At 62.0% G+C, this 20,800-nt stretch carries 18 protein-coding genes; all 18 read left to right on the top strand.

The window, feature by feature from the left end:
* Positions 1–95 precede the first annotated feature (95 nt).
* Positions 96–1,439 carry a UDP-glucose dehydrogenase family protein gene (locus QLQ85_RS12715; protein ID WP_282739330.1) on the top strand — a complete coding sequence of 448 codons (1,344 nt, stop codon included), beginning with the start codon at positions 96–98 and terminating at the stop codon, positions 1,437–1,439.
* Positions 1,440–1,532: 93 nt separating this feature from the next.
* Positions 1,533–1,682, top strand: coding sequence for a helix-turn-helix transcriptional regulator (locus QLQ85_RS12710; RefSeq protein ID WP_282739329.1), 150 nt, complete (start codon positions 1,533–1,535; stop codon positions 1,680–1,682).
* A gap of 108 nt (positions 1,683–1,790) precedes the next feature.
* Entirely contained in the window at positions 1,791–2,081 is a 291-nt protein-coding gene (locus tag QLQ85_RS12705; RefSeq protein WP_282739328.1) for a CopG family ribbon-helix-helix protein, read from the top strand.
* Positions 2,078–2,365 (top strand): type II toxin-antitoxin system RelE/ParE family toxin, encoded by a 288-nt coding sequence (locus QLQ85_RS12700; RefSeq protein ID WP_282739327.1) that lies wholly within the window; start codon positions 2,078–2,080, stop codon positions 2,363–2,365. The genes QLQ85_RS12705 and QLQ85_RS12700 overlap by 4 nt, the downstream gene beginning before the upstream one ends.
* Before the next feature lie 339 nt (positions 2,366–2,704).
* Positions 2,705–2,941 (top strand): hypothetical protein, encoded by a 237-nt coding sequence (locus QLQ85_RS12695; RefSeq protein WP_282739326.1) that lies wholly within the window; start codon positions 2,705–2,707, stop codon positions 2,939–2,941.
* A 145-nt stretch (positions 2,942–3,086) separates the two neighbouring features.
* Complete coding sequence (locus QLQ85_RS12690; protein ID WP_282739325.1) at positions 3,087–4,283, top strand: glycosyltransferase; 1,197 nt, start codon at positions 3,087–3,089, stop codon at positions 4,281–4,283.
* A 121-nt stretch (positions 4,284–4,404) separates the two neighbouring features.
* Positions 4,405–5,112: a lipopolysaccharide kinase InaA family protein gene (locus QLQ85_RS12685; RefSeq protein WP_282739324.1), complete on the top strand. Its 708-nt coding sequence runs from the start codon at positions 4,405–4,407 to the stop codon at positions 5,110–5,112.
* Positions 5,113–5,704: 592 nt separating this feature from the next.
* Positions 5,705–6,745: a UDP-glucose 4-epimerase GalE gene (gene galE, locus QLQ85_RS12680; protein ID WP_282739323.1), complete on the top strand. Its 1,041-nt coding sequence runs from the start codon at positions 5,705–5,707 to the stop codon at positions 6,743–6,745.
* A gap of 583 nt (positions 6,746–7,328) precedes the next feature.
* Positions 7,329–8,405, top strand: coding sequence for a polysaccharide export protein (locus tag QLQ85_RS12675; protein WP_456070614.1), 1,077 nt, complete (start codon positions 7,329–7,331; stop codon positions 8,403–8,405).
* Positions 8,386–10,677: a polysaccharide biosynthesis tyrosine autokinase gene (locus tag QLQ85_RS12670; protein ID WP_326521378.1), complete on the top strand. Its 2,292-nt coding sequence runs from the start codon at positions 8,386–8,388 to the stop codon at positions 10,675–10,677. The genes QLQ85_RS12675 and QLQ85_RS12670 overlap by 20 nt, the downstream gene beginning before the upstream one ends.
* A gap of 91 nt (positions 10,678–10,768) precedes the next feature.
* Positions 10,769–11,905, top strand: coding sequence for a hypothetical protein (locus tag QLQ85_RS12665; protein ID WP_282739320.1), 1,137 nt, complete (start codon positions 10,769–10,771; stop codon positions 11,903–11,905).
* The gene (locus tag QLQ85_RS12660; protein WP_282739319.1) at positions 11,902–13,077 is read left to right on the top strand and encodes a glycosyltransferase family 4 protein; all 1,176 of its coding nucleotides are present in this window, start codon (positions 11,902–11,904) and stop codon (positions 13,075–13,077) included. Before QLQ85_RS12665 ends, QLQ85_RS12660 begins: the two co-directional genes overlap by 4 nt.
* A gap of 40 nt (positions 13,078–13,117) precedes the next feature.
* Positions 13,118–15,091, top strand: a complete 1,974-nt coding sequence (locus QLQ85_RS12655) for a polysaccharide biosynthesis protein (protein ID WP_282739318.1) — start codon at positions 13,118–13,120, stop codon at positions 15,089–15,091.
* A gap of 21 nt (positions 15,092–15,112) precedes the next feature.
* A complete protein-coding gene (locus QLQ85_RS12650; RefSeq protein WP_282739317.1) occupies positions 15,113–16,915 on the top strand; it encodes an ABC transporter ATP-binding protein in 1,803 nt (600 codons plus the stop codon).
* Between the two features lie 118 nt (positions 16,916–17,033).
* Positions 17,034–18,002 (top strand): glycosyltransferase family 2 protein, encoded by a 969-nt coding sequence (locus QLQ85_RS12645; protein WP_282739316.1) that lies wholly within the window; start codon positions 17,034–17,036, stop codon positions 18,000–18,002.
* A 98-nt stretch (positions 18,003–18,100) separates the two neighbouring features.
* Complete coding sequence (locus QLQ85_RS12640) at positions 18,101–19,048, top strand: glycosyltransferase family 2 protein (RefSeq protein ID WP_282739315.1); 948 nt, start codon at positions 18,101–18,103, stop codon at positions 19,046–19,048.
* Positions 19,045–19,506 carry an adenylyltransferase/cytidyltransferase family protein gene (locus QLQ85_RS12635; RefSeq protein ID WP_326521377.1) on the top strand — a complete coding sequence of 154 codons (462 nt, stop codon included), beginning with the start codon at positions 19,045–19,047 and terminating at the stop codon, positions 19,504–19,506. The genes QLQ85_RS12640 and QLQ85_RS12635 overlap by 4 nt, the downstream gene beginning before the upstream one ends.
* Positions 19,507–19,529: 23 nt before the next feature.
* Positions 19,530–20,741, top strand: a complete 1,212-nt coding sequence (locus tag QLQ85_RS12630) for a CDP-glycerol glycerophosphotransferase family protein (protein WP_282739314.1) — start codon at positions 19,530–19,532, stop codon at positions 20,739–20,741.
* Positions 20,742–20,800: the final 59 nt, after the last annotated feature.

The raw sequence follows: 20,800 nt of genomic DNA, 5'->3' as shown, positions 1-20,800 counted from the left end.
TGTATACATAAGGGGCGCCCGCGGCGCCACTCGCCCCGTGGAGCGTGGATTCTACAATAGGGGCAGGAACCAGTAGCAATCGCAGGAGCAGGGACATGAGAATTACCGTTTTCGGCACGGGGTACGTTGGCCTGGTGACGGGCGCCTGTCTGGCCGATGTGGGCCATGAGGTGCTGTGCATGGACGTGGATGAGGCCAGGATCACTCGGCTCGAGGCCGGCGAGATTCCCATCTTCGAACCGGGGCTCGAGACGCTGGTGAAGGCCAATGTCGAGGCCGGGCGGCTGCAGTTCACTACCGACCCCACCGACGCCGTGGCCTTCGGCGTGTTGCAGTTCATCGCGGTGGGCACCCCGCCGGACGAGGACGGCAGCGCCGACCTGCGCCATGTGCTGGCGGTGGCCGGCACCATCGGCGAGCAGATGTACGACTACAAGGCGGTCGTCAACAAGTCGACGGTGCCGGTGGGTACCGCCGACCGCGTGCGCGAGGCGATCGCCCGAGGGGTGGCAGCGCGTGGCGTGGAGGTGGAGTTCGATGTGTGCTCCAACCCCGAGTTCCTCAAGGAGGGCTCGGCGATCGACGACTTCTCCCACGGGCCGCGGATCGTGGTGGGTACCGATTCCGAGCGGGTGAGGGAACTGATGCGCGAGTGCTACGCGCCCTACATCCGCCAGCAGGAAAAGCTGATGTTCATGGACGTGCCGGCGGCGGAGCTCACCAAGTATGCCGCCAACGCCATGCTGGCCACCAAGATCAGCTTCATGAACGAGATCGCCAACCTGGCCGAACGGCTGGGGGCCGATGTGGAGCAGGTGCGCCGCGGCATCGGCAGCGACCCGCGCATCGGCTACCAGTTCATCTACCCGGGGTGCGGCTACGGCGGCTCCTGCTTTCCCAAGGACCTGCGGGCGCTGGCCCACACCGCCGAGCATCTGGACTATTCGGCCGATCTGCTCAAGGCCGTGGAGGCGGTGAACCAGCGCCAGAAGCAGGGCATGTTCAACAAGCTGCGCCAGGCCTTCGACGGCAAGCTCGAGGGCAAGGTGATCGCGCTGTGGGGCCTGGCCTTCAAGCCCAACACAGACGACATGCGCGATGCCCCCAGCCGCGACCTGATGGAGGCGCTGTGGGCGGCCGGCGCCCGGGTGCAGGCCTACGACCCCGAAGCCATGAAGGAGTGCCGGCGGCTCTACGGCGAGCGCGACGACCTGATGCTGGTGGCCGATCGCATCCAGTCGGTGAAGGGCGCCGATGCCCTGGCTATCTGCACCGAGTGGAAGGAATTCCGCACGGTCGACATCGCCTGGCTCAAGCAGCAACTGGCGCTGCCGGTGGTGGTCGACGGGCGCAACCTCTATGACCCGGCCCTGATGAAGCAGGCCGGCCTGCTGTACTACGCCGTGGGGCGTGGGGATTCGTTGACGGCCAGGGAGTGATCTCCGCCAGCGGGACAGGGGGAATCATCCTCACGGGCGCCTTCGGGCGCCCGTTTTGTTTGTGCGCCATGCGCCTGCCGGTGGACAAGGAGGGTGTGTAGAAACCAGGGGGTCATTACAATTCGTCTGTCGCGGTTCCTCGGTACCAGCGAGGGCTATTGGCTGCGCCTGCAGAATGCCTACGATCTTGAGCAGGCGCGGCGCAGCGGGCGCTACGACGGCATTCGCCCCCGCGCCGCGTGACAACTACGTTAACAGATTGGGGCCACCTTGGATGAAACCTTGACGCTTTCAGAGTGGAGATCTATGTGCTACGTTGTAATGACGACGTAACACATGAAGGGCAGACCCATGAGCGAAGCAACCTTTACCTTTCGTGTCGATGACGCGCTGAAAGCGGAATTTGCCCAAGCGGCCAAGGCCAAGGACAGGACAGGGGCGCAGCTCCTACGCGACTTTATGCGCGATTTCGTGCGGGAGCAGCAGGAAGCGGCCGCCCACGATGCCTGGTTTCGCCGTGAGGTTCAGGCCGGTATTGACGCGGCCAATGCCGGCGATGTGATCCCGGCGGATGAGGTCGAAGCCGAAGCTGCTGCGTGGCGCGCTGAAACGCAACGGAAGCTGACCGGCTCTGCGTCGTGACGCTGGTTTGGACACGCCTGGCACGCCTCGACCGGAAGGAAATCCGCGAATACATCGCACAAGATAACCCCACCGCCGCGCTGGCTCTCGATGAGCTGGTGTCAGAGAAAGCCCAGCGGCTGGCCGATCATCCCAACCTCGGCCGTCCCGGCCGTGTCACCGGCACGCAAGAGTTGGTCGCGCACCGCAATTACATACTGGTCTATGACGTGGCTGGTGATACCGTGCGGGTTCTCCGTGTCCTGCACGCGGCACGCCAGTGGCCACTCCCCCAGAAGCTTTAGGTCGTCTCGGCCGTCCAAAAGATGGCGGTGGCCGCCAACCTGGCCGATGACCGCCCAGCGACGCTTCGCGCCGCTATCGCCCCGCGGAGCGTGTTTCCCACAGGGTGGTAGATTCGCTGCAGGTGGGGCTCCTGCAAGGTAGGCAAGGGAACGCCGGGTGGGCTTGCTGTACGGAGTGATTCCGACCAGCGTGACAAGTGGTATCATCCTGCGGGCGCCTTCGGGCGCTCGTCGTGTTTCTGGAGCAGGCTGATTACAGGGGATACCCTGTCAGGGCACCGGAATGCCTACACGATTGCCGAGTTCACCAATCTCGCCGAGGGCGATATCGAGGAGGCGGTGTCCGCTGGCGGGTGCCTGCAGCTGTGGACGGCGGCCAGCCATGCCCATAGCCAGTACTTCGAGATGGCGGCCACCGTGGGCGTTCTGTGGCTGCTCGGCTACCTGGTGGCGCCGGCCGTCTACCACTGGCGGCTCTACCGTCGCGATCGGGGCAACCCCTGGGCGCAGGTCGCCCTGGTGTTCACCCGCGGGCTTCGTCATCTACGGCCTCACCGAGGCGGCGATCCACCATGAGATGATGACGACCTTCTATGCCTATATGCAGGTGCTGTTGCTGGCGTTGGCGTTGTGTCATCGTCATGGCGTGTCGGCCGATCGCAGGACATGACGGCTGGGGGCCTTGCCCCAGCCGACACATCGTATAGAAGGGGAGGCGTCCTTGCGTACACTGGTGGTGGTTCGCTCGCTGAAGATGGGCGGTATGGAGCGCGTGGCGGTCAACCTGGCCGATGCCTTCGCCGAGCAGGGGCATGAGAGCCACCTGCTGACCTTCCGGCGTGTGCGCAGGCCGCTGGCGCCCGAGCACGGCGAGGTGCAGCTGCACCAGTTCGCGTTGCACTGGGTGCTGCGGCTGACCCTGGTGGGGTTGCTGATCGAGTGGCTGGCGCGCTGGTTTCTCAACCCCATCATCCGGCGTTCCTACTTCGTCTGGACGGGCTACCTGGGGGGATGGGTGTTCCGCGCCTGGTTGTGGCGTTTCGAGCGTCGGCACGGCCATGTGGATCGCATCGTGTTCCGAGGGGTCGGCACCTTCGAGTTGATCTGGCGCTTTCGTGACGAGCGGGCGCGCTTCGTGCTGGAGAACCTGATCTATCGGGGCGAGCGGGGCTGGAAGCCGCGACTGTTCACCCGGTGCCTGTTCCAGCACAAGCACCTGGTGGCGGTGTCGGGCGGCGTTGCCGAGAACGTGGCCGAGGCGCAACGGGCATTGGGCTTTGCACCGGCGTCGGTCGAGGTCATCGTCAATCCCTGCCCGATCCGTGCCATTCGCCGGCTGATGCTGGCCGACGAGCCCGACCTGCCCGACGAGCCCTATCTCGTGACGGTGGCGCGCCTGGTGCCGGCCAAGGACCAGGCGCTGCTGCTGCGGGCCTATGCGCAGTCGGCCCTGCAGATGCCGCTGGTGCTGGTGGGGGCGGGCAGTGAGCGCGGGCGGCTCGAGGCCCTGGCCGGTGAGCTCGGCATCGACGGGCGGGTCCGCTTCGCCGGACAGCGTGACAATCCCTATCCGTGGATGCGCCACGCTCGGCTCTTCGTGCTGAGCTCGCGCTTCGAGGGCATGGGGATCGTGCTCTTCGAGGCCCTGGCCTGCGGCACGCCGGTGCTGTCGGTGGACAGCTCCGGCGGCATTCGCGAGATCCTCAAGGGGGAACTGGAAGCCAGCATCGTGGCGCGGGACGAGGCCTCCCTGGCGGCCGGCATGCGGGCCGCCGTGGCGGGCGAGAAACCGCCCATCGACGATGCCTGGCTGGACGACTTCATGCCCGAGACGGTCGCCCGGCAGTTTCTCGCGGCTGCGCTTCCCTCTGTTGACCCCGGGTCTGAGCGCGGGCGTGCAGGCTCAGCTGCGAGATAGGGTTGAGGGGCTGGCGGATCGAGAGGCTGGCGAGTTGAGGGGGCTGGCTCGATATAAACCACCGCCTGCATAATCGGCCTGTCTGAAGCGAGGGAACGGGAGTGCCTGTGGAGCAGCGCGAGTGAAGTTCACGGCGGTGGAGGTCGATGGCCGGCGGCGAGGCTACCTGTTGTTCGAGTATGTCGGGGCGTACACGCCCCTCAACCTGGCCAAGGACGAGCGGTCGCGGTTGCTCGAACAGGTGGCCAGCAGCGAATTCTATTTCGATGAGTCAACGGGCGCCCTGGCCAAGGTCAAGAGCGACAAGTACGACTGGCGGCGGAATCCCTTCCGCTGGTTCTGGCGCGACTACTTCGAGAAGCGCCTGCTGTTCCAGTTCGAGGCGCGCAAGGAGATCCGCAGCAAGAAGGTGGTGCGGGCGGCCGGGCTGATCACCCCGGATTGCGTGGCCTGGGGGTTATCCCTCAACCCCTTCAATCGGCGTGGGTCGCTGTTGCTGATGGAGCACGTCCATGGCGTGGTGACCGGCGAGCAGTACTTCACGGGGCTGGGCGAGGCCGACCGCATGGCGTTTCTCTCGCGATTCTGCGCAGACGTGATGAAGCTGGCCAGGGCCGGCTACGTGCACCGCGACCTGCACATGAACAATGTGCTGTGCAAGCCGTCGGGCAGCATCGTCTGGGTGGATACCCATGTGAAGCCGCTGCCGCTGGGCAAGCGGGCGAAGTGGCGGGCGATCTATCGCTCGATCAGCAACCGGCGCCTGCTCGATGATCATTACCGGCAGTGGATCCATGACGACATGAAACAGCGCTGGATGGCCGGCTGACGGGGGCCAGGCGGGGAGGGCGGGCCCGGTTCAGGCGCCAAGGCCCGCCCCTATCGGGCCAGACCCTGACGAATCCCCACGTTTTTCTCGACGTTGATCGCTTGTTCGCCGAAGAAGGCGCCGAGGCTGCCCCTATGGGGTCAGACCCCAACCGAGTCACTAAGCCCGTCATGCTGCGCCTTGCGAGCGGTTTCGACACCGCCGGGGTCTGACCCCCTAGGGCCTCCCAGCGCTGGCAGCCCACCGCCAGGATTCTCTCAACTTGCTGATCTTTCAGTAAGATTCCTGGGGATTCGTCAGGGTCTGACCCCCTAGGGCCTCCCAGCGCTGGCCTGGCAGCCCACCGCCAAGTTGCTCTCAACATGCTGATCTTTCTGTAAGATTCCTGGGGATCCCTCAGGGTCTGAGCACCGGGGCCGTCATCCAGGTCTGCAGTTCGTCTTCTCAATGCCGCGGCTCGTGCCGCGGCATTGTCGTTTCTGCGCGCCGGGCATGATGCAAACCATATCGCCGGATCAGTGGATTTGGTCCTACGCCTGCCGGTGGCGAGAGTTACCTTCGTATACGTTCCAGTGCAATAGGAGTGTGTACGATGCCCATCCTCGTGACCGGTGGAGCGGGCTATATCGGCTCGCATACCGTGCTGGAACTGTTGCAGGCGGGCCACCGGGTGGTGGTGCTCGACAATCTGCGCAATGGTTCGCTGCTGGCGCTGCGCCGGGTGGAGGCGCTCGCCGGTCAGGCGGTGACGTTCCAACGCGGGGATGTGCGCGACCGGGCGCTGCTCGATGCGCTGTTCGCCGAGCATGCCATCGAGGCCGTGGTGCACTTCGCCGGCCTCAAGGCGGTGGGCGAAAGCGTTAGCCAGCCGCTGGCCTACTACGAGAACAACGTCAACGGCACGCTGGTGCTGTGCCGGGCGATGGCGGCGGCGGGCCTGCATCGGCTGGTGTTCAGTTCCTCGGCGACCGTCTACGGTGTCGAGGCGCCGGTACCCTATCGGGAAACCATGCCGCGGGGGACGACGGCGAACCCTTACGGCACCTCCAAGGCCATGGTCGAGAAGGTGCTCGAGGACCTGCAGGTCGCCGATCCCCGCTGGTCGGTGGTGCTGCTTCGCTACTTCAATCCCATCGGGGCGCATCCGTCCGGGCAGATCGGCGAGGACCCCCAGGGCATTCCCGACAACCTGATGCCCTATATCAGCCAGGTGGCCGTGGGGCAGCTGGCGGAGCTGTCGATCTTCGGCAACGACTATCCCACCCGCGACGGCACCTGCGAGCGAGACTACCTGCATGTGGTCGATCTGGCGCGGGGGCATCTCCGTGCCCTGGAGCGGGTCGAATCGCCGGGCGTGCATGTCTTCAACCTGGGCACGGGGCGGGCCTACTCGGTACTGGAGATGGTCGATGCCTTCCAGCGGGTCACCGGTCGCGCCGTGCCATACCGCTTTGCACCCCGCCGCGCGGGAGACCTGCCGGCCTTCTGGGCGGATACGACCAAGGCGGCCCGCGAACTCGGTTGGCAGGCATCCTGCAACCTGGACCAGATGATCCGCGATACGTGGCACTGGCAGTCGAGATACCCGCTTGGCTATCGGCAGACCGAGGAGAAGAGGGTAGTGGTGGGATGACGGCGCCGCCTCTGAGGCGTTGGCGTACCTGGGCATCCGCGAGTCAAGGTGACCATCTGCTGAACAGACACTCACCTGCTTATTCCACTGCGTTGTTTTCCTTCTCTTCCATGAGCCTGCCACTGGCCGGCTCAGTCCTTTTTCTCTCCCTGGTCTGAGATATTTCAGTTGATGTGATCGGTGTCTCTCAATGTGTGAGCAATGAATTTGATCTTATTTCTCAGCGGGGTTCCTTCAGGAAAATAGGAATGTATGGTTTCTGTAACTAGGTAAGCTGGATGTATCGGCAAAAACTTTCAGTATCGCCACTGAAGTTGACACTCTCGTGAATGCCATGCAGGGAAATTCATCCGGTGTCGCTGGGGGCCTGGAGGGTGTTGCCGCAGCAGAGACGAGAACAAGGGCCACGGATGACTGCCTATGAATCCGAGGCGGTAGCGTGCCAAGGGGTCAGCTGGGGAGAAGAGCAATGATGCCGCTTACAGAGATCAGTGGATACAGAGCCAGTACAGACGTTGTCGAAGTCGATGAAGATGTTGGCACTGCGGTCAGGCGATGGCGCCTGGCCGCAGTGCTTTTTCTGATGCTGATGCTCTCGGTCACCGCCGGTTGTGCCATGGCACCCGGCGGCCATATCGACGAGAAACGACTCGATGAATCGCTGGATTCACGAGTGGATATCATCGAGATCACACCGGACACGGTGGAGAGAATCCCGTCCGTGGAATCACAGGCACAGCCGATTCCTTCGTCGTTGCAACAGGGGATTCGGGACTACGAGTACCGAGTCGGCCCCGGCGATATCCTGAGTGTGATCGTCTACGACCATCCGGAGCTGACCATTCCCGCTGGGGGAGAGCGGGACGCTGCGGAAACCGGCAACCGGGTTCGCCCGGATGGCACCATGTTCTACCCCTATGTCGGCCGCATCCGGGTGGGCGGCAAGACGCTGGAAGAGGTCAGGAACCTGCTCATCCGTGGGCTTTCCGAAGTGATCACCGATCCGCAGGTGGAGGTCGGGATCGCCGCCTTCCAGTCGCAGAAGGTCTACGTCAGTGGCGCCGTGACGACCCCGGGCACCCTGCCGATCACCATCGTGCCGATGACCGTGCTGGATGCCATCAGTGCCGCGGGCGGTGCTCGTGACAACGCCGACTGGCACAGTATCATCCTCACCCGTGGCGGCCGTGAAGAGCGCCTGTCGCTCTATAGCATGCTGCGCCAGGGTGACCTGACCCAGAATCGCCTGCTGCGTGACGGCGATCTGCTCCATGTGCCGAGCTCCGAGAACATGAATGTCGTGGTACTGGGTCAGGTCCTGAAGCCCGGGGCCATTGCGCTGGGCAACGAGCGGCTGACCTTGACCGCTGCCCTGGCACGGGCGGGGGGCGTGAACGAGAGCCGGGCACAGCCTTCGGGGATCTTCGTCGTGCGCGGCAATCCGCCGGGAGACGAGAAGCTGGCGACCGTCTATCAGCTGGATATCAGCGATGCCACGCGGCTGATGCTGGGTACCCGGTTCCCTCTGGAACCCCAGGACGTCGTCTATGTGACATCGGCGCCGTTGGCCCGTTGGAACAATGTGATCTCGTTGTTGTTGCCGTCTGTCACGCTGCCGGGTGACGTCGCAGGTTCCGTCGATGATGTCGGGGACCTATAACAGGATCATGACCATGACTGTCCTTTCAAGTCACTCGGGGGGGGGCGACCCCCCCCGGGATACGCCCGATATCAGCCTTGTCAAGTTGATATCGACGCTGATGGATCACAAGTGGACGATAATGCTGACGGTAGTAGTGTTCATGTTGGCCGGCTATTTCTACGCCAGTTCTCAACCGAGAATCTATCAGTCTGACACCCTGATCCAGATCGAGAGTCGTGGATCCACCCTGGGGCTGCTCGAGACCCTGGCCGTGGGAGAGCAGGGGAGTAATTCCACGACGGCGGAACTGGAGATCTTGCGGTCTCGCATGGTGATGGGCGAGACCGTGGACCGGCTCGATCTGGCGATCCAGATAGAACCGGTGCGCCTGCCGCTGGTCGGCGATTTCCTGGTCAATCATGGCTTCACCCGTGAGCAGATGGAAGGCCTGAAGCTGGGCTGGCTGGTCGAGTGGCTGGCGCCAGATGACCAGGCGGGAAATGGCCAGGGTAGCCCCTATGTGTGGGCGGGTGAGTCGCTGCGCGTATCGCGGTTCGATGTGCCGGTTCATCGCGAGGGGGCATCACACGTGGTGAGAGTGCTGGATGATCAGCACTTCGAGCTGCTGCTTGATGACGAGCAGGTGCTGGCCGGGCGGGTGGAAGAGACGATACAGGACGAGGCGACGGGGTATCGCCTCTTCATCAGTCAGCTCGATGCCCATCCGGGGGCGACGTTCTGGTTGCGTCGGGTATCACATCTCGATGCGATCGGCCTGCTCCAGGGGCGCTTCAGCACCCTGCCCAGGGGAGAGGAGTCGGGCGTCTACCAGGCCCTGCTCAGCGGGCCCGATCCCGAACGGATCGTCCATGTGCTGGATACCATCACCGGGGTGTTCCTGAGCCAGAACGTGCAGCGCCAGTCCGAGGAGGCGGAGAAACAGATCGCCTTTCTCGACGAGCAGATTCCCCAGGTCAATGTGCAGCTTACCGATGCCGAGAACTCCCTCAATGACTATCGCGCCCAGCGCGACTCGGTGGATCTGACCTTCGAGACCGAGAACCTGCTGCGAAGCCTGGTCGCGGTGGATAACCAGCTCTCCGAACTGGCGCTGGCCGAGGCGGACCTGGCTGAGCGCTTCCGTCCTACCCATCCCAACTATCAGGCGCTGTTGCGCAAGCGCGCGCAATTGGGGGAAGAGAAGGCGCGGCTCGAGGCCGAGGTCAACAATCTGCCGGAGACCCAGCAGGAGGTGCTGCGCCTGACCCGCGATACCCAGGTCAACCAGCAGATCTATGTGCAACTGCTCAACCAGCGTCAGGAAATGCGCCTGGTGAAGGCCGGTACCGTCGGCAACGTGCGGATACTCGATCCGGCCGTGCTGCAGAAGGCCACCATCGCTCCCCGGATCGGGCTGTTGACGCTGGGGAGTGGCCTGTTGGGCGCGTTACTGGCGATAGTGGGCGTGATCCTGAAACTGGCCTTCAACCGCGCCATCGAGACGCCGGATCAGCTCGAGGCGTTGGGGCTTCCTGTCTATGCCATCGTGCCGGTTTCGGTCGGGCAGGGGAAGCTGTCGCAGTTGTTGCGACGCCGCAAGAAGGATGGGGTCAACATCTTCCGTGGCCTGCTGGCGCAAACGCATCCCGAGGAGCCTTCCGTCGAGGCGCTGCGCGGGCTGCGCACCAGCCTGCATTTTGCCATGCTGGAGGCCAGCGACAACCGGTTGGTCATCACGGGCTCGAGCCCGGGGGCGGGCAAGAGCTTCGTTGCCGCGAACCTGGCGGCGGTCTATGCCCAGGCCGGGCAACGGGTGCTGCTGGTCGATGCCGACATGCGCAAGGGCTACCTGCATCATGCCTTCCAGCAGCACGGCGACAAGGGGCTCTCGGAGCTTCTGGCCACGCGTATCGAGCTCGAAGAAGCCATTCGGCCCAGCGGTATCGAGGGGCTCGATTTCATTGCACGCGGCATGGTGCCGCCCAATCCCTCCGAACTGCTGATGCAGCATACCTTCGAGGACTTCCTCCAGCGCACGAGTCAGCTCTATGACCTGGTGATACTGGATACGCCGCCTGTGATGGCCGTGACCGATGCGGTCATCGTGGGCAAGCAGGCGGGTTCCTGCCTGATGGTGGTGCGCTACGGCCTCAACCCGCCGCGGGAGATCGAGGTGGCCAAGCGTCGCCTGGAGCATGCCGGCGTGCGAGTCAGGGGGGCGGTGCTCAACGCGACGGAGTATTCCAGCAGCAGTAGCTACAGCTATTACAACGTCTATGCCTACCGATAGCCGCGGCCTTGACCGCAACGACCCCCTGGAGGTACGGCCAGGGATGGCCGGTATTCCGGTATGCCATGTGCAGGATCGGGGGACACCCAGCATGCTCGCCTACCTGTGGGCGTTGGGGGTGTTTCTGTCCCAGTTCTATGTGCTGCCCAGCGGTCTTCCCCAGCCGGCTCACCTGCTGATCTTGCTGAATTTCCTGTTGATGGCCTACTTCTACTCGCTCAATTTTCATTACCACAGTTATTATGAACGACGCACGGTCCTATTTCTGATGGCCTTCTGTACATACGTGGTCATCGCCAATCTGGTATGGATGTTGATGGAGCAGAATCCGGTGTTCATGAAGGCAACCATTTATTGGTTGTATTCCGGAATCCTGTTCATCTTTCTATTGCAGGCGCTGGGTGATGATCATGTAAGAAAGAGTGTTGCTGCTGCTGCCTTCTTGAGTATCGCGGCACTCTTCCTGTTCTGGGCGCTTGGGCTGGGACGCTACGAGGTGGGCAGCCGATACAATGGTTTCTTCAACGACCCTAACCAGATGGCCTTCTATGTCATTTGCGTGTTCTCGATTTTCTTCTATCTGGTGAGAGGGAAAGGGGCGGGCTATCTTGTCTTTTCCCTTGCCGTGGTCAGCGTGATCCTGGTGTTCCTGACTCAGTCCCGCTCTGCGCTACTGGGGGTATTCTTCTCGCTGGTGGCGGCATATCTCAGGCTCAACGACGAGATTGCCATTGGCCATGGGGATCGGGACAAGCTGGTCGCCATCGTTATCGGCTTGATGGTCGTTCCCCTGGTGATATACATGATATTTAGCCTGGACATGGCAGGGGCGGCCCTCTCGAGACTTCAATCGACTGACTATGGTACGCAGGCGGATATCAGGGGATATTCACGCCTCCTGCATTACCCGGAGTATATCTTTCTCGGCTCGGGGCAGGGAGTCGACGAGCGATTCGGTACGAGGCACGAGATACATTCCACCTGGTTCGGGGTAATATTCTACTACGGCCTCGCAGGATTCATTCTGTTCATTACCTTTACTGCAAGGGTTTTCTTAAGGCTGGATGTAGCCGGAAAAGTGGCGTTTCTTGCCCCGGTACTCTATGGATTAGCGACCTACGGTGCCAGAACACCCGTGTTCTGGTTCTTTCTCGCTTCGGCTGTCTTTGCTGCCTCGGCGTACGAGACATCATCCCGGAGCAGATCCTCAAAGATCGGAATACCATGAAAATCATGTTCATTGGAACCGGAGTGTCGTCCGTGCTTGGTTTTCGCCGAACCCTGATGGAAAGGTTGCTTGCCGATGGTCATGAGGTCTTTGCCCTGGTGGATCGCTTCTCGGCGGATGAAGAAGCCAAGGTAAGGCGGATGGGCGTCGTGCCCTTGCGCTACACGCGTGAGAACGCCGGGTTTGTGGCCAATAACATCGTATCCTGCTACTTCAGAATGGTGGCTATCATCAGGGAGATTCGGCCGGATACTGTCTTCAGCTATTTCGCCAAACCCGTTGTAGTGGGTACCTGGGCCGCGGCCTGGTGCGGCGTCAGGCGAAGGGTCGGGATGCTGGAGGGCCTGGGTTACTATTTTTCAGAGTGTCATGGCCGTGCCAGTGTCAAGCGGCGACTCGTCAAGTGGATGCAGCTTGGCCTTTTTCATCTATCGGTGCCGCTCCTGGATAAGCTGGTGTTGCTCAATCCCGATGACAGGCAGGACCTGGTCGCTCGGTACAAGGTGCGCGCCAGGAGTGTCTTCGTGCTGGGCGGGATCGGCTTGCGGCTCGAGGACTTTCCTTACACCAGGCCGGTGACGGAGCCCGTCTCCTTCATCTTCGTGGGGAGGCTCATCCTCGAGAAAGGCATCAATAACTACCTGGATGCCGCAGAGGCAATATCGGCGATGTATCCGGGGGTGCGTTGCGTGGTTCTCGGGAGATTCGACGCCGGCCGTACCGAGGGGGGGGCTCCCGAGAGGTTCAAGGACCTCGAGAAGCGTGGCGTGATCCTTTACCCGGGTAAGGTCGATAATGTCAATGAGTGGCTCTCGAACGCGAGTGTCTTCGTGCTGCCGTCCTTTTACCGGGAGGGGGTGCCGCGTAGCACGCAAGAGGCCATGTCCGTCGGCAGGCCGGTGATTACCACCGACTCGCCGGGTTGTCGCGAGACCGTCATCGACGGTGTGAACGGCTTTCTGATACCGCCCGATGATACCCCGGCGCTCCTGGCGGCCATGACGCATTTCATCGAGCATCCCGAGGCGATCGTCGCCATGGGGGAAAGATCGCGGGAGCTGGCAGTCAGTCGATTCGATGCCGACCGGGTGGATGCCGTGCTGATCAGTCAAATCATCGACATCGAGGAGCCGCGGTCCACTGCGAATCAGGGAGCCGATCATGTGCGCTGAGCGACGGGCCAGGGGAGGGGGGAGGACCAGGACGTGGGTCGTGTCCTTGTTGAGGATGCCGAGGCAACGCAAGCGGTGCCTGTTGCTGCTCATCGATGCATTGATGGTCATGGCCAGTCTGCACCTGGCGGTGATCCTGCACAGGGAGAGTCTCGCCTCTTTGGCCGATGGGCGGTTGTGGGGGCTGACGGCCCTGGTGGTGCCGGCCAGCCTGCTGTGCTTCTACTGGCTCGGGGTGTACCGGTTGGTGATTCGCTACATGAGCCATCACGCCATACTGGGCCTGGGGATGGCGGTAGTGAGCTCTTCGCTGCTGGTATTGGTCGTCAGCCAGCTGCTGGGGGGCTACCTGCAGCTGTCGGAAGTGGTGATTCATGGCCTGGTGTTGCTGGCGGCGGTGGGGGGAGTGCGCTTCACGCTGCGCGAGCTCTATCTGGCCACCCGGCGCCGGCAGCGGCGTCCGGTGGTGATCTACGGGGCCGGTGCCGTGGGCTGTGAACTGGTGGCGGCACTGCGGCATGGCGGGGAATACGAGCCGGTGGCCTTCGTCGACGACTGGCGAGGCCTCGAAGGCGCGCTGGTCGAGGGGTTGCGCGTGTACCGGCCGGTCGCGCTGGCGGACCTGATCGAGGAGCATCGGGCGGCCATGGTGCTGCTGGCGATTCCCAGCGCGCCACGCTGTCGTCGCCGGGAGATCCTGCAGCAGCTCTCGACGCTGTCGGTGCCGATCCAGACCATTCCCGGCAGTGCCGACGTGATCGCCGGGCGTGCCAGCATCAGTGAAATCCGTGATGTGGCGCTGGAGGACTTGCTGGGGCGCGAACCCGCGCCACAGTTCCCCGACTTGATGGCAGCCAACATCCATGGCAAGGCGGTGATGGTGACCGGCGCCGGCGGTTCGATCGGTAGCGAGCTGTGCCGGCAGATCCTCGCCCAGGAGCCGGCGCTGCTGCTGATGATCGACAACTGCGAATTCGCGCTCTACGCCATCGAGCAGGAGCTGGCCCGGCTGCCCGGTGTCGGCCCGTCGGGCATCGAGATCAAGCCGTTGCTGGTGTCGGTGCAGCGTCGCAATTCCCTGGAGGCGATCTTCGATACCTTCGAGGTGCATACCGTCTATCACGCCGCTGCCTACAAGCATGTGCCGCTGGTGGAATACAACCTGATCGAAGGAGTGCGCAACAACGTCTTCGGCAGCCTCAACCTGGCCCGGGCGGCCATGCACGCGGGTGTGGAAACCTTCGTGCTGGTGTCTACCGACAAGGCGGTGCGCCCGACCAACGCCATGGGGGCCTCCAAGCGCCTCACCGAGCTGATCTGCCAGGCCTTCGCCCATTCCGGGTGCAGGACCCGCTTCTGCATGGTGCGTTTCGGCAATGTGCTGGGCTCCAGCGGCTCGGTGGTGCCGGTCTTCCGCCAGCAGATCGAGCAGGGCGGCCCGATCAGGGTGACGCATCCCGAGATCACCCGCTATTTCATGACCATCCCCGAGGCCGCCCAACTGGTCATTCAGGCCGGTGCCATGGCGCGAGGGGGCGAAGTCTACGTGCTGGACATGGGGGAGCCGGTACGCATCCAGGACCTGGCGGTAAACATGATTCGGCTCTCGGGGTTGGAGGTGAAGGACGAACAGCATCCCGATGGCGATATCGAGATCGTGCATACCGGCCTGCGGCCCGGCGAGAAGCTTTTCGAGGAACTGCTGATCGGTGGCGATGTGGCCAGGACACGGCATCATCGGATCAAGACCTCCCGTGAGCACTTCTGGGAATGGCCGCGTCTCGAGACGTTCCTCCAGGAGCTCGATCGGGCCGTGACCGCCTCCGACCAGATGCGGGTGCGCCAGTTACTGCAGGCGGCTCCGCTGGCGTATCACCCGGACGAACACATGGTCGACCTGATATGGCAAGCCCGGAAGGACCGGCTGCCGCCCGTAACTCCACCAGCGACAGCGGAAGAGGCCACCGTGAAATTCTCGGTTCCGCTCGGGCTCCGCTCTTCCAAACCGTTGTGATCCAACCTGGATGGTGATGGCATGTTAAAGGACTTGCGTGAACTCTATGGCCTCTTGAATCGAAAGCAGCGCAAGCGGCTCGCGAGGCTGCAGGTGCTGATCATCGTCATGGCCATTGCCGAGATCGCCAGTGTGCTCTCGATCGGCCCCTTCATGGCCGTGGTGGGGGACATGAGTCGCCTGGAGGGTGAGGGACGGCTCGCCTGGGTCTACCAGGCCAGTGGCTTGCCGAGCCCCGAGGCCTTCCTGACCCTGCTCGGGATCATGGTGCTGGCGATCCTGCTGCTGGCGGCGCTGTTCGCGATGTACACCACCTGGCGGCTGTCGCTCTACAGCGCCCAGGTGGGGGCCGAGCTCTCGAGTCGCCTCTACCGCTATTACCTGCACCAGCCCTGGTTGTTTCATTCCGGGGTGAACACCAGCCGGCTGATCAGCAAGGTGTCGCAGGAGGTGCAGCGCACCACCACCAAGATCATCAACCCGTGCATGCAGCTCAATGCCAAGCTGGTCATGGTATCGCTGATGACCGTGGGGATCTTGGTCTACAACCCGGTGGTGGCCGTGTGCGGTGCCCTGATATTCACCGCCGCCTATCTGTTGCTCTACAAGACGGTGAGACGCTTCCTGATCGCCAACGGCCGGCGCGTCTCCAAGGCCCAGGCCAAGCGCTTCAAGCTGATGACCGAAGGGTTCGGTGGCATCAAGGACCTGCTGTTCCTGCATCGCCAGGAGAGCTTCACTTCCCGCTTCGACAAAGCGAGCAACAGCGTGGCACGGGGGATGGGGGTTACCCAGGGGCTGAGTGATGCCCCGCGCTACGCCATCGAATTGGTGGCGTTCGCGTCGGTCATCCTGCTGGTGCTCTACCTGCTCAACCTCTACGAGGGCAATCTGGGCGCGATCCTGCCGGCGCTGTCGATCTATGCCCTGGCCGGCTTCAAGATGCTGCCCGCCTTCCAGAGGATCTATTCGGCCATATCCCATATCCGCGGCAACCTGGCGGCCTATGAGGCCATCCGCGAGGATCTGCTGGCCAGTCAAGCCGCCGAACTGGCCGATGCCGTCCCGGCGGACGAGCAGGTCACGCCTCTGGTGCCCGAACGGACGATCGTGCTGCAGGATGTGGTCTTCGACTATCCGGGCAAGAAGGAACTGGCCCTGGATGGGCTGACGCTGACGATTCCCGCCAACCGGATGGTGGGGTTGGTCGGCGCCTCCGGCAGTGGCAAGAGCACGGCGGTGGATCTGTTGCTGGGCTTGATCCGGCCGCAGCAAGGCCAGGTGTTGATCGATGATGTACCGTTGACCCAGGAGAACCTGCACTGCTGGCAGGCGGGCGTCGGATTCGTCCCCCAGCAGATCTTCCTGGCCGATGCCAGCGTGCTCGAGAACGTGGCCTTCGGTATCGAGCGAGACAGGATCGATGAGGAGCGTGTCCGGGAGGCACTGCGCATGGCCCAGCTCGACGATCTGATCGACAAGCTGCCGCACGGCATCGAGGAGAGGATCGGCGAGCGCGGCGTGCAGCTCTCCGGGGGGCAGCGCCAGCGTATCGGAATCGCCCGGGCGCTCTATCAGCAAGCCCGTGTACTGGTGCTCGACGAGGCCACAAGCGCCCTGGACGGTATCACCGAGCGTCGTGTGATGGACGATATCCAGCGTCTGGCCGGCAACATGACCATCGTGCTCATCGCCCACCGTCTGACCACCGTGAAGGACTGCGACATCATCTACATGATCGAGGCTGGCCAAGTGACTGACAGTGGGACCTACCAGGAGTTGGCCGAACGCAATATCACCTTCCAGTTGATGGCCAACCTGTAGACGGCGAATGTCGTCGCCGAAAGTTGTCAGCAATAGTTGTCGGCAAAAGTTGTCGGCGAGGCGCCACGCTCGTTGACCCCGGTCGAGCATAGGTGTCCACGATGAGGTGGTGCTTCCGATGAATGAGCGAGATGACGGTCCGGGCCCTGCGCTGCCCTTCTTTTCCGTTGTGATACCGGTTCACAATAAGGTCGAGTATCTGGAGAAGTCGCTTGCCTGCGTCTACGGCCAGTCCTTCCAGGATTTCGAGGTCATTGCCGTCGACGACCACTCATCGGATGGCTCCCTGGAAATTCTGCAGCAGCATGAAAGGGCCGGGAGGCTGACGCTGTTTCAGAGGAGTGAGCCCGGCCCCGGTGGTTACGCTGCCAGGAACCTTGGCGTGCAAAAGGCGAACGCCGAATGGATAGTATTCTTTGACGCCGATGACATCATGCATGCTGATCATTTGAATGACTTTCATGACATGATAAGTCAAAATCCCGAGCTTCGATTCTTTTGCGGTAACTATAACAAGATGGCTGGTGGCAAGGTTTCTGGAAAGGTCATAAATGTCAAGTCGGGAATATATAGTAGACTCGATGGCTTGACATTTTATGCTCTCGATGACTTTATTCATATGAACTCTGCCTGTACTCATGTAACGTTATTTAAAGAGCTGGGCGGGTTTCTGGAAGGCGAGTACAAGAGAGGGGGGGATGTGTACTTTTGGGTAAAATTATTAACAAGAATAGACGGTTTCTACTATAGTGATAGAGTAACGTCCGAGTGGCATGTTGATCATAGTGGCGTTACGAAAAACCCTCGCAACCTGACGTTGCATCCATTGGCGGATTTCCTGAAGAAAGAAACGCCGTGCCTGGATAAAGCATGTGATTTTCAGTTGAGAAAAATCATCAATAGAAAAGTCATATCTTGGGCAGCAGAAAAAAAGGTTCAAGGAAAGGGTTGTTATAAAGACTTTCCGCATATCAGCATCAAGTGTCTGGGTTTCGGAGGTATGTCGAGGGTGTTGCTGTTATTCATGCCATTAAGTTTTTATAAAAGGGTGGTCAGGGTAAAGCGCGCGTGGCCAGGGAAGAAATAGCGTAAAGGTTGCTTTGTCGTGAATCCTTGTGGTTCCTGATGTATACAGGGACTACCCATGTTCGCCTGCAGATATGACACTGCCCGGGGCTCACTGAGATGCCTGAGTTTTCCGTAGTGATGCCGGTCTACAACAAGATCGCGACCTTGTCGGCATCGCTGGCAAGTCTCTATCGCCAGACGTTCCATGATTTCGAGGTCATCGCGGTGGATGACGGGTCCACCGATGGCTCCCTCGAGGTGCTGCACCAGGATGCCCGGGCGGGCCGATTGCGACTCTTCCAGCGTGATGCGCCAGGGCCGGGAGGCCATGAGGCGCGTAATTTTGGCGCCAGGCAGGCCAGGGCCGACTGGCTGGTGTTCTTCGATGCCGACGACATGTTGCTCTTCGACCACCTGGCACGCTTCGCCGATGCCATCGCCGACCATTCCGGTATCGATCTATTCGTCAACGCCTACCAGAAAATGGTGGGACACCAGCGACTGCCGCGGGTGGTGTCCGTTCCCGAGGGGGTGTTGAGCCGCTACCGGGCATTGGCCGCCTTTGCGCGCTGTGACTTCATTCACGTGAACGGCGCCTGCCTGCGCCGTGACCGGTTCGAGGCGTTGCATGGCTTCCCCGAGGGGCGCTATCGGCAGGGGGGCGATGTCTATTTCTGGCTCAAGGCGCTCTGCGAACTCGAGGCGATGCACTACGACCCCACCGTCACCAGCCTGTGGCAGCCAGAGTACAGCGGACTTTCCCGGGATCCTCAGGAGCTGCATCCCGCCGCCCATCTGCCCGAGGAAAACACGCGTTGGCTCGCCTGGGGAGAGCGGCGCCAGCTACATGCCGCGGTCAATCGCAAGGTGCTTTCCTGGGCGGTGGAGAAGAGGTACCGAGGGCACTCGGTGTGGGCAGACCTGCGTGCCCTGAAGTGGAACGGGATGCGCTTCGTACACTGCTATCACATCGTTTCGCTACTGATGCCCCGGACCGTTTTCGATCGCATGCAACGTCATATCGATCACACATTCGCCATACCCGTGAAGGAGGATGGACGATGAGCAGGACCGTGATCACCTACGGGACCTTCGACATGTTCCATATTGGGCATCTCAATCTCCTGCGGCGAATCGCCGGGTTAGGGGATCGCCTGATCGTGGCGGTCTCCACCGATGAGTTCAACGCCGGGAAAGGCAAGCGAACCCTGATTCCCTTCGAACAACGCGCCGAGATCGTTCGCTCGATACGCTTCGTCGACGAGGTGATACCCGAAACGAACTGGGAACAGAAGCTCGATGACGTGATTCGCTACGGAGTGTCGATCTTCGCGATCGGTGACGATTGGACGGGGCATTTCGACTTCCTGGCTCCATATTGTGAGGTGGTATATCTGCCCCGTACCGAAGGTGTCTCGACGACCGAACTGAAACGCTCGCTCAACCGTTTCTGCAGTGTGTCGCGCAAGGACATCCTGTACGCCTTCGATGTCCTTGAACAGCTACGCAAGGATTTTGGCTGACTCACCCGTCGGGAGATCCTGGCATGACAGCTTACCTTCTGCGGCTTCTCCAGCAGCTTCTCTGGTTGCCCCTCTGTCCGCTCGCCTGGCTGATGCCCCGTGACGCGAGCCTGTGGGTGTTTGGTGCCTGGTACGGTCGCCAATACGCCGACAATGCGCGCTATCTCTATCGTCATGTCTGCGTGCACGAACCTGAAGTGCGTGCGGTGTGGCTCGCCCATGACCATGAGGTGGTCGAACAGGTGCGTCACGAGGGCGGTGAGGCGGCCCTGGCCTATTCGCTGAGCGGCATCCTGATCTCGCTGCGGGCGCGGCTATTTCTGGTCACGCACTCGGCAGAGGACGTCAATGCCCACGCTTCCCTGGGAGGTCTGGTGATAAACCTGACGCATGGCACGCCACTCAAGCGCTTCGGCCGGGACGCCCGTTCCCGGCGCTTCGGCAGTCTCACCTCGCTGTTCGATCGCTACTTGCGTCGGGCCCTGCCGGGGAAGCGGGGCCCCGACCATGTGCTGGTGGCCTCGGGTGTCGGCCGGCAGCGAATGATGTCGGCCTATGGGCTGCCCGCCGAGCGAGTCACGGCAGTGGGTTATCCGCGTTGGGATGCCTTCCGGCTGGATGCCACGGCATTGTTGCGGGGCGAGGGCATCGAGCCTCGCGACTATAACGGAATCCTGCTGTATGCCCCGACCCTTAGGAAGCAAGGAAGGGGGGGGCTTGACGTGGCCCAGGGGAAGCGCCTGGAGGAGTTGCTGCCCTGGCTCGAGCGTGAGGGGCTGCTGCTGCTGATCCGTGGCCATGTCGCGCTGAAGATGACCGGGGTCCAGGCACTGACACGGCGTTCGCAGCGGATCGTCGAGGCGTCGGTGGACCGCTTTCCCGATGTCAATGCCCTGCTGCCGGAGGTGGATGTGTTGATCACCGACTACTCCAGCCTGATGTTCGACTATGCCTGCCTCAAGCGACCCATCATCCTGATGGCACCGGACCTGGACGACTATCTCCACCGTGATGTGGGAATCTATGGCGACTATTTCGACGATGCGCCGGGCCCGGTGATCGCCGATTGGTCCCAGCTTCCCGATACCTGGGCAGAAGTGGCCGAGGGGCATCACGATGCGCGCCTGGCCGGGTTCACGGCTCGCCATGCCGCACTGAACGATGGCCGGGTGTGCGAGAGAATGACGTCCTACCTGCGGGCTAGGAGCCATCTGCCGGCCGTTGGCCCGACCTGAGTTCCGCCGGAGCATGGCCGGCGGTGTGACTGCATCACTCGCCGATGATCGGTGATATG

Origin of the sequence: Halomonas kalidii (assembly GCF_030010475.1) — a bacterium.
Lineage (GTDB): Bacteria > Pseudomonadota > Gammaproteobacteria > Pseudomonadales > Halomonadaceae > Halomonas > Halomonas heilongjiangensis.
Note: the sequence above shows the minus strand (reverse complement) of the source record. Positions and strands in the feature narration are given on the sequence as shown.